Raw genomic sequence first — 13,705 nt, 5'->3', positions numbered from 1 at the left:
AGTCCTAACTAGGCCTGTGCTGCTGCGGGAGCTGCGGCCGTGCCGGCACCCTTGGCGTAGCGGTCGTAACCCTCTTCTTCAAGGCGGTCAGCCAATTCCGGGCCGCCTTCTTCGACAACCTGGCCGTCAACGAAGACGTGGACGAAGTCAGGCTTGATGTAGCGCAGGATGCGGGTGTAGTGGGTGATGAGCAGCGTGCCCATGTTGCCCTCGGCGTGTGCGCGGTTGACGCCCTCGGAAACGATCTTGAGCGCGTCGACGTCCAGGCCGGAGTCGGTCTCGTCCAGCACTGCGAACTTCGGCTTGAAGAGTTCGAGCTGCAGGATCTCCACACGCTTCTTCTCGCCGCCGGAGAAGCCCTCGTTGACGTTGCGCTCGGCGAAGTCGGCGTCGATGCGCAGCTTCCCCATGGCGTCCTTGACGTCCTTGGTCCAGGTACGGAGCTTGGGTGCTTCGCCGTCGATCGCGGTCTTCGCGGTGCGCAGGAAGTTGGTCATGGTGACGCCGGGAACCTCCACCGGGTACTGCATGGCCAGGAAGACTCCGGCGCGGGCACGGGCGTCGACGCTCATCTCCAGGACGTCTTCGCCGTCCAGGGTGATGGAACCGCTGGTGACCGTGTAGCGGGGGTGGCCTGCGATGGTGGAGGCCAGGGTGGACTTGCCGGATCCGTTGGGGCCCATGATGGCGTGGGTTTCACCCGTGCGGATGGTGAGGCTGACGCCCTTCAGGATCTCCTTGGTGCCCTGTTCCGTCTCAATGCTGACGTGCAGGTCCTTGATCTCAAGAGTTGACATGCTCTTCTTTCTGTTCGTTCGTAAGTCTGTGCTGCGGGGCGCTCAGTAGTTGTTTACTGCCGCGCCGTTCAAAACGTTGGTGACATCCACGTAGACGTCGTCGCCGTCGAGTTCTATGGCGAACACCGGAACGGGATCGTAGGCGGGAAGCTGGAGTGGCTGGCCGCTGCGCAGGTCGAACTGGGAACCGTGGCCCCAGCATTCGATCGCGCAGCCTTCCACGTCGCCTTCGGACAGCGAAATGTCAGCGTGGGAGCAGGTGTCGCCGATGGCGTGGATTTCACCCATCGAATCCCTGACCACGGCCACCGGGTAGTCGTCGATCAGGATGCGCAGCGCCTGCTTGACCTTGATGTCGTTGGCGCTGCACACCAGCTCGCCCTTGGGCTTACCACTCATGCGTTCCTGCCTGCCTGTCGTCTAGTTTTCCGTTGCCGCGAGTTCGCGTTCCACAGCCTCGGTCAGGCGCTCTTCGAGTGCCGGGACCTTGATCTGCTGGATGATCTCGTTGAGGAAGCCGCGGACCACCAGGCGGCGGGCAACATCCTCAGGGATGCCGCGGGCCATCAGGTAGAACAGGTGCTCGTCGTCGAAACGGCCGGTGGAGCTGGCGTGGCCGGCACCCTCGATCAGGCCGGTCTCGATTTCGAGGTTGGGCACGGAGTCCGCGCGGCAGCCGTCGGTCAGGACCAGGTTCTGGTTCTTCTCGTAGGAGTCGGTGCCTTCGGCCTGCTTCTGGATGAGGACGTCGCCCACCCAGACGGTGTGTGCGCCCTTGCCCTGCAGTGCGCCCTTGTAGAGGACGTTCGACTTGCAGTTGGCCAGGTTGTGGTCAACGAACGAACGGTGCTCCAGGTGCTGTCCGGCGTCGGCGAAGTAGAGGCCGAGGAGTTCGGCATCGGCGCCCTCGCCGGCGAACCGGACGTTGGAGTTCAGCCGGACGATCTTGCCGCCAAGGGTCACCGCGATGTGCTTGTACACGGCGTCCTTGGAAACCTCGGCGTCGTGCTGGGCCAGGTGGCGCGCGTCGTCTTCCCAGAGCTGGACGGAGACCACGGTCAGCTTGGCGCCTTCGCGGACGAAGACCTCCACGTTGCCGTTGTGGTCGGCGGAGCCGTCGTGCTCCAGGATCACCACAGCGCGGCTGTTCGCGCCGGCCTCGATGACGTGGTGCGTGTTGGTGCGGCGGCCTGCGCCGTTGCCGGTCATGACCACGCGGATGGGCTGGTCCAGTTCGGCGTCCGCGGGAATACGGATCAGCTGGGCCTCCTCCACATTCGCGGAAGCGACGACGGCGGCACGGTCTGCGGGGACCAGTGTGGCACCGCGGGGGGCCTCGCCGGCGCGGAGGGCACCCTGGACGAAGGAGTCCGGGCCTTCGACGGTGACGCCGAGAGCGCCGGCGTCCGAAGGCGTGTCCGAGAGCAGGTTGGCCAGCTCGCGGACCGGGGTGAAACGCCATTCCTCTTCGCGGCCGTTGGGCAGGGCGAAGTCAGCGACGTCGTGGCTGGTGATGCGCTCCGCGCGGGAGGCCATGACCTGCGTTCCGTGGCTGTGGTGGCGGTCCACCTTGGAGGCGACCAGGTGTTCGCCTTCCTCAGTGAAACCGGCGATTGACGGCGCGCCGATGCGGGCCTTTTCGGTAGTAGCTTCGGCAGTCATTAACCGACGGATCCTTCCATCTGGAGTTCGATGAGGCGGTTGAGCTCGAGGGCGTATTCCATGGGGAGCTCACGGGCGATCGGCTCGATGAAGCCGCGCACGATCATGGCCATGGCCTCGTCCTCGGGCATGCCGCGGGACATGAGGTAGAACAGCTGCTCCTCGCTGACGCGCGAAACAGTTGCCTCGTGTCCCAGCTGTACATCGTCCTCGCGGATGTCGATGTAGGGGTAGGTGTCAGACCGCGAAATGGTGTCCACCAGCAGGGCGTCACAGCGCACGGTGTTGGCGGAGTGCTTGGCGCCTTCGCGGACCTGGACCAGGCCGCGGTAGGCTGCACGGCCGCCGCCGCGGGCTACCGACTTGGAGATGATGGAGCTCTTGGTGTTGGGCGCGATGTGGACCATCTTCGAGCCGGTGTCCTGGTGCTGGCCTTCACCGGCGAACGCGATGGACAGGGTTTCACCCTTGGCGTGCTCACCCACCAGGTACACGGCCGGGTACTTCATGGTCACCTTGGAGCCGATGTTGCCATCCACCCATTCCATGGTGCCGCCGGCTTCGCAGACGGCGCGCTTGGTCACCAGGTTGTACACGTTGTTGGACCAGTTCTGGATGGTGGTGTAGCGGACGCGGGCGCCCTTCTTGACCACGATTTCCACAACGGCTGAGTGCAGGGAATCCGAGGTGTAGATCGGCGCCGTGCAGCCTTCGATGTAGTGGACGTAGGAGTCCTCGTCGGCGATGATCAGGGTCCGTTCGAACTGGCCCATGTTCTCGGTGTTGATGCGGAAGTAGGCCTGCAGCGGGATGTCCACGTGAACGCCCTTGGGGACGTAGACGAAGGAACCGCCGGACCAGACTGCCGTGTTGAGCGAGGCGAACTTGTTGTCGCCCACCGGGATGATGGTGCCGAAGTACTCCTGGAAGATTTCCGGGTGTTCCTTCAGCGCCGTGTCGGTGTCCAGGAAGATGACGCCCTGCTTCTCAAGGTCCTCACGCAGCTGGTGGTAGACAACCTCCGACTCGTACTGGGCAGCGACGCCGGAAACCAGGCGCTGCTTTTCAGCCTCGGGGATGCCGAGCTTGTCGTACGTGTTCTTGATGTCCTCGGGCAGTTCCTCCCAGCTGGTGGCCTGCTTCTCCGTGGAGCGCACAAAGTACTTGATGTTGTCGAAGTCGATGCCCGAGAGGTCTGCACCCCAGGTGGGCATGGGCTTGCGGTCGAAGTACTTCAGCCCCTTGAGGCGAAGGTCCAGCATCCACTCGGGCTCGCTCTTCTTAGCCGAGATGTCGCGGACTACCTCTTCGTCGAGTCCACGGCGTGCGTTGGCGCCGACATCGTTCTTGTCGGCCCAGCCGTACTCGTAGTTGCCGATGCCGTGCAGCTCGGGATTCTTTTCCAGAATCTCCGAGATCACAGTGTTTTCGGCTACTGCTTTCTCTGATAGTTGGTCCGTCATCACGGCCTTTCTTGCTGATGGTTTGTTACTTCGTTCAGGCTGGCGGGGGCTGCGGACGGCCTTGTGGGCCCGGGCGCAGACAGCCTGCCTGTGGGAATGTGGGTGGTGCAGACGTGCCCGCCGCGGGCCAGTGTGGACAGGCGGCGCACGTCGACGCCCACCAGCCGTGAAAACACTTCGGTTTCCACGTCGCAGAACACCGGGAAGCGGGCGGCGAGTTGCTGGATGGGGCAGTGGCCCTGGCACAGCTGGACGCTGGAGAGCGCGGCCGGCAGTGGCGCCTTGGCTTCGATGGAGGCTGCGGACGCAACGAAGTTGTCCCGGCTGAGTGCCTCGGCAAGGGCCCTGGCCCGGTCAGCGATGTCCGGACCTGCCTTGTCGATTTCGGGGGCGTAGCGCCGCTCCATGTCAGCGAAGCGCTCTTCGGCGAAGGCACGGACGGCATCCGGTCCGGCCGCTTTCTGGAGCTGCTGGAGTGCCAGCGCGGCAATGTCCAGGTAGTCGTTGCCCAGGCTCGACTGGCCTTCGGAACTGAGGACGTAACGGCGTGCGGGGCGCCCGGCGCCCGCTCCGGCCCTGGCCACCCTCTTGACTTCGATGATGCCGGCACGGGATAAATGGTCGAGGTGCCGGCGGACTGCCGCCGGAGTGAATCCCAGCATGTCGCCAAGCTCGGCCGCGCTGACCGGTCCGTGTTCCAGGACAGCCGAGAGCACGCGGTCGCGGGTGCGCTCATCGGCGTCAGCCACGGGACCGGGCACCGTTTGGGTGCGCCCTTCCTGGGCCTGCGCGGCCCCGTGCCCGGCGATAGGCACAGCAGTAGCATTGCTCACGGAATACACAACACAATCATGTCGTAATTTAGTCCCGGGCTCCAGTAAGGGCAGGCTGACCTTCCCCCGGCACCACGGCGGGGACCGGCAAGTACTACATCCCGTAGAATACTGGGGTGCGATCCCCCCAATCCCCCGTCCTGTCCATCAGTGGACTCGTTAAGGACGTCGGCCCGCTGGCCAGCCTGGACGGAAAGATGCTGAGGGTGGTCAGCGATGTCTCGCTGATCGCCGGGCGTGGCGAGGTGACGGCCCTGCTGGGACCCAACGGCGCCGGAAAGACCACCACGCTCGAATGCGCGCAGGGCCTCCAGCGGCGCAGTGGCGGAACCATCAGCCTCCTCGGCGAAGATCCTGCCTCTGCCGGGGCAGCCCTGCGCTCCCGTGTCGGCGTGATGCTCCAGGATGGCGGCCTCCCGCCGTCGGCCAAGCCTGTGCCGCTGCTGCGGCACATCGCCGGCCTGTACGCGAACCCCTGGCCCGTGGAGGACCTGGTGGAGAGGCTGGGCATCGATACCTTCAGCCGCACCGGCGTGCGGAGGCTGTCCGGCGGACAAAAGCAGCGGCTTGCCCTCGCGGCGGCCCTGGTGGGCAGGCCCGAAGTCCTCTTCCTCGACGAACCGAGCGCCGGGCTGGACCCGCAGTCCCGCGCCCTCGTCTTCGACCTCATCTCCGAGCTTCGCAGCAGCGGAATGGGCATCATCCTCACTACCCACCTGATGGACGATGCGCAGCGCCTGGCCGACTACGTTTACATCATCGACGGCGGCCGCAACGTCGCCGAAGGAACAGTGCAGCAGCTCCTGCAGCGCGAACCGGCCGTTGACAGCGGGGCGGACCACGTCCGGACGCTGGTGTTCGAAGCGCAGCCCGGCCTGGACGTTTCCGCTGTACTCCCAGCCTCCATCGCCGTCGCCGAGACCCGCGCGGGCAGCTATTCCGTGACCGGTGCACTCACTCCGGGACACCTCGCGGCACTGGCTGCCTGGTGGGAAGCGAAGGGCATCATGCCCGCCGCCATGAGCCTGCAGGCGCGTAGCCTTGAAGACGTCTTCCTGGACATCTCTGGAAAGGACATTCGATGAACGGGACCGGTACTGCCGCGGGCAGCGCTCCCGGGAACGGCCTGGCGGAAGTAGCCGGTGGCCGCCAGCACCCTGCCTCCCTGCTTCGGCGCGTGCTCCTGCAGGGCAAATATGAAGCCCTCACCATGCTGCGGAACGGTGAACAGCTGATCCTCGCCGTGGTGCTGCCGCTGCTTGCCCTGGTTGGCCTCACCGTCACGCCCTTCCTTGACGGCCTGGGTCCGAGCCGCGTCAACGTGGCCGTTCCGGGCATCCTGGCCCTGTGCGCCATGTCCACGGCCTTCACCGGCCAGGGCATCGCAACAGGCTTCGACCGCCGCTACGGCGTGCTCCGTTTCCTCTCCACCACCCCTCTTGGCCGCGGCGGCCTGATTGCGGGCAAAGTCCTCTCGGTGCTGGTGGTGCTGTGCCTGCAGATCGTGGTGGTATCGGCAGTGGCGTTTGCCTTGGGCTGGCAGCCCGTTGCTGCGGGCTGGCTGCCCGGCCTTGTCCTGCTGGTCCTGGGTGCGGCGGCGTTCACGTCACTGGGCCTGCTGGTTGCCGGTACCGTCCGCCCGGAGGCAACGCTGGCCATCACCAACCTGCTGTGGATCCTGCTGGGTGCCATGGGAGGAATCGTGATTCCGGCTGACAGACTTCCTGCACTGGCACAATCCATTGTGCATTTCCTGCCATCCGGCGCGTTGGGTGAATCCCTTCGCGATGCTTTCCTTCATGGCGCCCTGAACGGCGGGGCCGCCCTCATCCTGGTGCTCTGGACGGCGATTGCCGGGGCAGCAGCCATCCGTTGGTTCAAGTGGAATTGAGATATTCGTGAGCACGGCTTCGCGCCTCCCCCAGTTCGCCGGCCGCCTGGCATCGCGGCTTCCCCGCACAGTCGACGCCAGAGTGCGCCGCCTGGCCGTGGCCTCCCTGATCGGGCAGACGCTGCTGGTGGTGACCGGTGGCGCCGTGCGGCTGACGGCGTCGGGCCTGGGCTGCCCCACCTGGCCGCGCTGCACCGACACCTCGCTGGTCAACACGGCGGAAATGGGCATCCACGGCTTCATCGAGTTCGGCAACCGGCTCCTGACGTTCGCCCTCGCCGCCGTGGCGGCCCTCATGCTGGTGTATTTGTGGAACCTCCGCAAGGAACGCCGGGACCTTTTCCTGCTGGCGCTCGGCCTCCTGGCCAGCATCCCCGCCCAGGCCGTCATTGGCGGGATCACCGTCCTCACAGGCCTCAACCCGTGGGTGGTGGGCCTGCACTTCCTGGTGTCCATGGCCCTGGTGGTCTTCGCCACCCTGCTGGTCAACAGGGCCTACGGCCGCACCGGGCGATACATGACGGTCTCCCTGCGCGCACTGCCGGGGACACTGCGTCCGGTGACGTCCGCCGTCGCGCTTTTCTCCGCCCTGGCCGTGATGCTGGGCGTGGTGGTCACCGGAGCAGGACCGCACGCCGGTGACGCGGATGCACCGCGGAACGGCCTGGACTGGGATCTTTTCTCGCACATCCACGCCGTTCCGGCCTACCTGGTGACAGCGGGTTCCCTGGTGGCGCTTGTCCTGGTGCTGACGCGCCGCATTGCCGGTCCCTTCCGGACTGCAGTGTTCGGCCTGCTCGGGGTCACGGTCCTGCAGGCGGTTATCGGTTTCACCCAGTATTACAACGGCATTCCGGCCCTGCTGGTGGGCGCCCACATGCTGGGAGCCGCGCTGCTGATGGCTACGGCCACGAATGCCTGGGACGTCGCCAGGTCCAGCCCAGTGGAGTAACACCTTAAACGCGAGGGCGCCCCGGTTCCGGACCGGGGCGCCCTCGCGTTTTAAGATGCCTTGACGTCAGCGCTCAGCCGGCTGCCGCGCCCGTGGCCTGTACCAGGGCTTGGGCTGGATCCAGGGCCTCGATGCCGTGCGGCGTCACCAGGACCACGCGGGCCGTGGCGATGTCGTAGAAAAGCCCGGTGGCCTGTACTTCCCCGGCGGCAATGGCGGGACCAACCACCGGGTGGTTGTCGAGCTTGCTGAGCTGGACTGCCACATTGACCATGCCCAGCTGGTCGAGGCGGCAGTAGCCCGCTTCCGCAGCGGCCCGCGCCACGGGGTGGTCCGCCAGCAGTTCAAGGTAGCTGGGACGGGCATGCTCCAGCCAGGCGTCGAACCCGCTACCCAGTCCCGGGTTCCCGGCGCCTTCGGCGTCGGCGATGACAGCCTTCATGGCACCGCAGTTCGAGTGCCCGCACACCACAATGGTGTTCACCTCGAGGCCCTTGACCGCGAACGACAACGCCGAGTCAATGGAGGCGTCCTGGCCGTCATGGCACACCACATTACCGATGTTGCGGAGCGTCAGGAGGTCGCCCGGGCCGCTGCTGGTGATGAGGTTGGGGTTGACCCTCGAATCGACGCACGCCACGAAGAGCGTATCCGGATGCTGCTGCTCCGCGAGGTCCTCCACCAGGGGACGGACCTGGTCAGCGAAGCGCCGGTGGTACTTGCTGATTCCCGCCAGGACTGCCGGCAACCGTTCACTGCCGCGCCGGTCACAGTCATCAGCGCCGTCCGCGGTCCGGGAGTTGCGCGGCGGCAGGGGAAGCTCGCGGGCGTCCTGCCGCTGCGGTGCCCTGTGCTCGGCGTCCTGGAACAGCGTGTTTCCGTGTTCCTCAAGTTCGACGAAGCCGCCGGCGGCCAGGTACTGGTCGCGCCAGGCCACCAGGGATTCACGGAAGGCGTGGTCCACGTAATCGGCGTTGAGTTCAACCACCACCGCGTTCCCTGCGGGCACCGAGTGCAGTACGCGGTTCAGGCGCGGCAGGGCGAAGAAGCTGCACGATCCGGCGATGGTGATCCGCCAGGCCGACGACGGCGCGACCGGCTCGTGTACGCGGATGGCCGCGCGCAGGACGCGCCACAGCACGCTGGCCGCGGCAAGTGCCAGGCCGATGAGCACGCCCTCCAGCAGGTTGAGGAAGACGACGCAGAAGAGGGTCACGACGTAGATCAGCAGGTCACCGGTGCGCCGGCTGGTTCGGATGTCGGCAACCTTGATCAGCTTGGCCCCGATGACCAGGAGCAGACCTGCCAGCACCGAGAGCGGGATGAGCTGGATCATGCCGGCGAAGAGTGCCGAGAAGATGAGGATCCACACGCCGTGAAGGATGGCCGAGGTCCGTGACTTGGCACCTGCTTCCACGTTGGTGGCGCTGCGGACAATGACGCCCGTGACCGGAAGCCCGCCCAGGGCACCGGAGAGAATGTTGGCCGTTCCCTGGCCCATCAGCTCCTTGTTGAGGTTGGTCCGCGGGCCGGAGTGCATCTTGTCCACGGCGACAGCCGACAGGAGCGATTCGATACTGGCGATGAGCGCCATCGAGAGGACAGCGAAGGCTATGGCCCGCCAGTTTCCTTCGGGCAGTGCCGGCAAGGCCACAGCGTCCAGCATCGAGCCCGAGAAGGAGATCCGTTCAACGCCCGGCGCCAGCGGCACCGACAACGCGGTGACGGCAGCAACAGCGGCCAGCGGGCCGGGGATTTTCCGTACGGCGGCGGGCAGGTGCTTCCAGGCCACCAGGATGATCACCACGGTGAGCCCCAGCAGAGCCGCATGGATCTCGACGTTGGTGATGGCCGCCGGGAGGTTGGCGAGGTTTTCGATGGCGGAGCCTGCCGGGCCGGAGCCGAGCAGCACATGGATCTGCTGGACCATGATGGTCACGCCGATGCCGGCGAGCATCGCCTTGACCACCACTGGCGAGACCGCCAGTGCAGCCCTCCCCACCCGGCTCACGCCGAGCAGGAGTTGTACGACGCCGGCAGCGGCGGTGATGGCACAGGTGGCCTGCCAGCCGAATTCCTGGACCAGGCCGGCAACAATTACTGTCAGGCCGGCGGCCGGCCCACTGACCTGCAGCGGAGCGCCGCCCAGGCTGCCGGCGACGATGCCGCCGACGGCTGCGGCGATGAGTCCGGCCATGATCGGCGCACCGGAGGCAGCGGCGATCCCGAGGGACAGTGGCAGCGCCACGAGGAACACGACCAGGGAGGCGGGCACGTCCGCACCCAGGTTCGACAGGAAAGGCCGGAAGCGGTTGGCTCGGCCGCGCTGCCCTCCGGGCGGACTGTGGTTGGAGGCTGTTGTTGTGGCTGGGCCGGGCGTCATGGGATTTCCTTTGCTTCGCGGGAAAGATCCAGTCCACCGTATGCAGGTTGTCACGCCGGGTGACACTTAAAGTGACGGATATGACAAAACTAGTCACCCCATGTTCCTGCGTCTACGACCGGGATGCCACGGCTCGCAGCGGCGCTTAAAAGGCGAACGGCCTGGACTCGAAAGTCCGGGCCGTTCGTCGGCACATCGGGCGCGTCTAGCCGCCGATGACAGCAGGTCCGATGAAGGGATCCACGGCCAGGGCAATGAACAGCAGGGTGAGGTAGCTGATGGAGCCGTGGAAGACCTTCATGGCCCGCTTGTCCGGGATGTCCTCACGCTGGGCGCGGTTGTAGAGGGCGTGCGACTCATAGAGGAACCAGGCACCGGCCAGCACGGCAGTGACCGTGTAAACCCACCCGGCGCCGCCGGCCGGGACCATCAGCAGCGAACAGGCCACCATGGCCCAGGCGTACAGGACCACCTGCACGGACACCACCTTGGCGCCGGCAATGGCTCCAAGCATGGGCACCTTGGCGTTGCGGTAGTCCTCGCCGTAACGCATGGACAGCGGCCAGTAGTGCGGCGGCGTCCAGAGGAAGATCACCATGAAGAGGATGATGGCCGGCCATTCCACCGAGTTGGTGACGGCGGCCCAGGCAATCAGCACCGGGAAACAGCCGGCTGCCCCGCCCCAGACAATGTTCTGGGCCGTGCGCCGCTTCAGGATAATCGTGTAGATCACGACGTAGAAGAAGATGGCTCCAAGCCCGAGCCAGGCCGACAGCGGGTTGGCGCCAAACCACAGGATGGCGATGGCCGCAGCGCCCAGCAGCCACGAAAAAACCAGCGCTTCGCGGGGGGTGACTTCCCCGGTGACCAGGGGCCGGTTTTCGGTACGGGCCATCAGTTTGTCGATGTCGCGGTCGATGTAGCAGTTGAACGCGCCGGCGCTGCCCGCGGCGAACGCACCACCTACCAGTGTGGCCAGGATCAGGCCGATGGACGGGAAACCCCGCTCTGCATAAATCATGGTGGGCAGCGTACTGACCAGCAGCAGTTCAATGACGCGCGGTTTGGTGAGGGCGAGATACGCCTTGGCCTTACGGGCAAACCCTGGGCCGGAGGCCCGGGAAGCGTTCAGCGGCGTATCTGTTGTGCTCACGGTGGCAGTCACCCGTTCTGTGTGGCAGTTGTATCTGGCATTGCAGCTGCGGGCGGTTGAAAAGGTCCGGCGCCCGGCATTGGCCTCCGAATATCATACCGCGCCGCCACCCGCCCAAAGCCCGGCTGATATGCGCACTTGATCGCTCGCAGCCCGATTCGAGCAGATTAACTCATCCTCACTTCAGCCTTATTCATAAAAGGGGAAATTGCGTCCAAAACGTGAGATTTCAGCCTCCCGAAGATTGGAATGGAGCTAAGCTGTCACCAGATCAGCACGCGGCAGGAATGCGGTGGAAAACGCATTCCCACATGCCTCGCGGCTGGACGAGAGACCAACATTCGACGGCGACTGGTACACACCGCAACGGGCGCCCCATTTCGTGCCTATAACCGGACCGGGTGTGCCGTGCGCCGTCAGCAAAGAGAGGGGCCCGGTTTTCGTGCCACATTTGGAAGAGCAAGAACTGTCCTGGACCAGCCTGGATGAGCGTGCCGTGGATACCATCCGCGTCCTGGCCGCAGATGCTGTGGAGAAGGTGGGCAACGGACACCCCGGTACGGCGATGAGCCTGGCACCGGCCGCGTACCTGCTGTTCCAGAAGCTCATGCGCCACGATCCGCGGGATCCGCAGTGGCTGGGCCGTGACCGGTTCGTCCTGTCCCCCGGCCACACCTCGCTGACCCTGTACATCCAGCTGTTCCTCTCCGGCTACGGCCTGGAACTCAAGGACCTGGAAGCCCTGCGGACCTGGGGTTCACTGACCCCCGGCCACCCCGAGTACAAGCACACCGCCGGCGTGGAGATCACCACCGGTCCCCTGGGGCAGGGCCTGGCGTCCTCGGTTGGCTTCGCGTACTCCCAGCGCCGCCAGCGCGGCCTGTTCGACGCCGATGCCGCACCGGGCACCAGCCCCTTCGACCACACCATCTGGGTCATCGCATCCGACGGCGACCTGCAGGAGGGCGTCACGTCCGAGGCTTCCTCGCTGGCCGGCCACCAGGAACTCGGCAACCTCGTGGTCATCTACGACGAGAACCACATCTCCATCGAGGACGATACGGACATCGCCTTCACCGAGGATGTCCTGAAGCGCTACGAAGCCTACGGCTGGCACATCCAGCGGGTGGACTGGACCAAGACCGGCGAATACAAGGAAGACGTCCAGGAGCTGTACTCCGCCCTGCGCGCCGCCAAGTCCGAGACCTCCAAGCCCTCCATCATTTCGCTGCGCACCATCATCGGCTACCCGGCTCCCAAGAAGCAGAACACGGGCAAGATCCACGGTTCCGCCCTGGGCGCCGAGGAAGTTGCAGCCCTGAAGGAAGTCCTGGGCTTCGACCCCGCCAAGTCCTTCGACGTGGACCAGGAAGTCCTGGCCCACGCCCGCTCCGTGGTTGACCGTGGCGCGGAAGCCCGCAAGGAATGGGAAGAGTCCTTCAACGCCTGGCAGGCCGCCAACCCCGAAGGTTCAGCCCTGCTGCAGCGCATCGAGGCCCGCGAACTTCCCGCGGACATCGACGCCGCTCTTCCGGTCTTCCCGGCCGGCAAGGACGTCTCCACCCGCGCCGCTTCCGGCAAGGTCCTGAATGCGCTGGGCCCGGTCATGCCCGAACTCTGGGGCGGCTCCGCCGACCTCGCCGAGTCGAACAACACCACCATCGAGGGTTCGCCGTCGTTCGTCCCGGCTTCCAAGCAGACTGACGCATGGAAGGGCAACCCCTACGGCCGCGTGCTGCACTTCGGCATCCGCGAACACGCGGCCGCGTCGATTGTCAACGGCATCAGCCTGCACGGCAACACCCGTGCGTTCTCCGGCACGTTCCTGATCTTCAGCGACTACCAGCGTCCCGCCATCCGCCTGGGTGCCCTGATGGGCGTTCCGTCGCTCTACGTCTGGACGCACGACTCCATCGGCCTGGGCGAGGACGGCCCCACCCACCAGCCGGTGGAGCAGCTCGCCACGCTGCGCGCCATCGTAGGCCTGGACGTAGTCCGTCCCGGCGATCCCAATGAGGTTGCCGTGGCCTGGAAGACCATGCTGGAGAACCACAGCAACCCTGCCGGCATCGTCCTGACCCGCCAGAACATCCCCACCTGGGAGCGCGGCGAAGGAGCAGCCGACGGCGACACGTTCGGTGCCGCGTCCGGCGTCGCCAAGGGCGGTTACGTCCTGGCCGAAGCAGCCAAGGACGGCGCCACCGTCCCCGCCGACGTCATCCTGATCGCCACCGGGTCCGAGGTCCAGCTGGCCGTCCAGGCACGCGAAGCCCTGCAGGCCGAAAGCGTCGCCGCCCGCGTCGTCTCGATGCCGTGCGTCGAGTGGTTCAACAAGCAGGACGCCGCCTACCGCGAATCGGTGCTGCCCGCCGCGGTCAAGGCCCGCGTCTCCGTCGAGGCCGGCCTCTCACTCGGCTGGAAGGAATTCGTCGGCGACGCAGGCCGTTCCGTCAGCCTCGAGCACTACGGCGCTTCAGCCGACTACAAGCGCCTTTTCCAGGAGTTCGGCATCACCGCGGAGGCAGTCGCCGCCGCAGCCAAGGATTCCCTCGCAGGCCTGAACGCCTAACA

General features: G+C 65.8%; 11 protein-coding genes. 4 read left to right on the top strand and 7 right to left on the bottom strand.

What is annotated here, in order from left to right; all coding sequences use genetic code 11:
- Positions 1-8 precede the first annotated feature (8 nt).
- Genes sufC through BLT71_RS11025 form a run of 5 tightly spaced genes read right to left on the bottom strand, consistent with a single transcriptional unit; the run spans position 9 to position 4,764 of the window.
- Positions 9-797 carry a Fe-S cluster assembly ATPase SufC gene (sufC, locus tag BLT71_RS11045; protein WP_015937044.1) on the bottom strand — a complete coding sequence of 263 codons (789 nt, stop codon included), beginning with the start codon at positions 795-797 and terminating at the stop codon, positions 9-11.
- Between the two features lie 42 nt (positions 798-839).
- Complete coding sequence (locus BLT71_RS11040) at positions 840-1,196, bottom strand: non-heme iron oxygenase ferredoxin subunit (RefSeq protein ID WP_091720127.1); 357 nt, start codon at positions 1,194-1,196, stop codon at positions 840-842.
- A gap of 21 nt (positions 1,197-1,217) precedes the next feature.
- Positions 1,218-2,459, bottom strand: a complete 1,242-nt coding sequence (sufD, locus tag BLT71_RS11035) for a Fe-S cluster assembly protein SufD (RefSeq protein ID WP_091720126.1) — start codon at positions 2,457-2,459, stop codon at positions 1,218-1,220.
- Positions 2,459-3,922 carry a Fe-S cluster assembly protein SufB gene (gene sufB / locus BLT71_RS11030; RefSeq protein WP_015937041.1) on the bottom strand — a complete coding sequence of 488 codons (1,464 nt, stop codon included), beginning with the start codon at positions 3,920-3,922 and terminating at the stop codon, positions 2,459-2,461. Before sufB ends, sufD begins: the two co-directional genes overlap by 1 nt.
- Complete coding sequence (locus BLT71_RS11025) at positions 3,922-4,764, bottom strand: helix-turn-helix transcriptional regulator (RefSeq protein ID WP_407681214.1); 843 nt, start codon at positions 4,762-4,764, stop codon at positions 3,922-3,924. The genes sufB and BLT71_RS11025 overlap by 1 nt, the downstream gene beginning before the upstream one ends.
- 107 nt (positions 4,765-4,871) lie before the next feature.
- Here BLT71_RS11025 and BLT71_RS11020 point away from each other — a divergent pair, with 107 nt between their 5' ends.
- The 3 genes from BLT71_RS11020 to BLT71_RS11010 are packed head-to-tail and all read left to right on the top strand — an operon-like array spanning position 4,872 to position 7,598.
- Positions 4,872-5,840 (top strand): ABC transporter ATP-binding protein, encoded by a 969-nt coding sequence (locus tag BLT71_RS11020; protein ID WP_091720123.1) that lies wholly within the window; start codon positions 4,872-4,874, stop codon positions 5,838-5,840.
- A complete protein-coding gene (locus BLT71_RS11015) occupies positions 5,837-6,646 on the top strand; it encodes an ABC transporter permease (RefSeq protein ID WP_231994269.1) in 810 nt (269 codons plus the stop codon). The genes BLT71_RS11020 and BLT71_RS11015 overlap by 4 nt, the downstream gene beginning before the upstream one ends.
- A 7-nt stretch (positions 6,647-6,653) precedes the next feature.
- A complete protein-coding gene (locus tag BLT71_RS11010) occupies positions 6,654-7,598 on the top strand; it encodes a COX15/CtaA family protein (RefSeq protein ID WP_091720121.1) in 945 nt (314 codons plus the stop codon).
- Positions 7,599-7,671: 73 nt separating this feature from the next.
- On the opposite strand, the gene BLT71_RS11005 is transcribed toward BLT71_RS11010, so the two are convergent.
- Both BLT71_RS11005 and BLT71_RS11000 read right to left on the bottom strand, forming a co-directional pair.
- On the bottom strand, positions 7,672-9,981 hold the full coding sequence (locus tag BLT71_RS11005; RefSeq protein WP_091720118.1) for a SulP family inorganic anion transporter: 2,310 nt from the start codon (positions 9,979-9,981) through the stop codon (positions 7,672-7,674).
- A 205-nt stretch (positions 9,982-10,186) separates the two neighbouring features.
- A complete protein-coding gene (locus BLT71_RS11000) occupies positions 10,187-11,146 on the bottom strand; it encodes a heme o synthase (RefSeq protein WP_056078992.1) in 960 nt (319 codons plus the stop codon).
- Between the two features lie 439 nt (positions 11,147-11,585).
- On the opposite strand from BLT71_RS11000, the gene tkt reads away from it, so the two are divergent.
- Positions 11,586-13,703: a transketolase gene (gene tkt, locus BLT71_RS10995; protein WP_091720116.1), complete on the top strand. Its 2,118-nt coding sequence runs from the start codon at positions 11,586-11,588 to the stop codon at positions 13,701-13,703.
- Positions 13,704-13,705: the final 2 nt, after the last annotated feature.

The organism is Pseudarthrobacter equi (genome assembly GCF_900105535.1).
Taxonomy (GTDB): Bacteria; Actinomycetota; Actinomycetes; order Actinomycetales; family Micrococcaceae; genus Arthrobacter; species Arthrobacter equi.
This window is presented reverse-complemented; position numbering and strand designations above follow the sequence as displayed.

Coding starts and splice junctions, on each gene's coding strand:
- sufC (WP_015937044.1), bottom strand. CDS start 797: ATGTCAACTCTTGAGATCAAGGACCTGCACGTCAGCATTGAGACGGAA.
- BLT71_RS11015 (WP_231994269.1), top strand. CDS start 5,837: ATGAACGGGACCGGTACTGCCGCGGGCAGCGCTCCCGGGAACGGCCTG.
- BLT71_RS11040 (WP_091720127.1), bottom strand. CDS start 1,196: ATGAGTGGTAAGCCCAAGGGCGAGCTGGTGTGCAGCGCCAACGACATC.
- BLT71_RS11005 (WP_091720118.1), bottom strand. CDS start 9,981: ATGACGCCCGGCCCAGCCACAACAACAGCCTCCAACCACAGTCCGCCC.
- sufB (WP_015937041.1), bottom strand. CDS start 3,922: ATGACGGACCAACTATCAGAGAAAGCAGTAGCCGAAAACACTGTGATC.
- sufD (WP_091720126.1), bottom strand. CDS start 2,459: ATGACTGCCGAAGCTACTACCGAAAAGGCCCGCATCGGCGCGCCGTCA.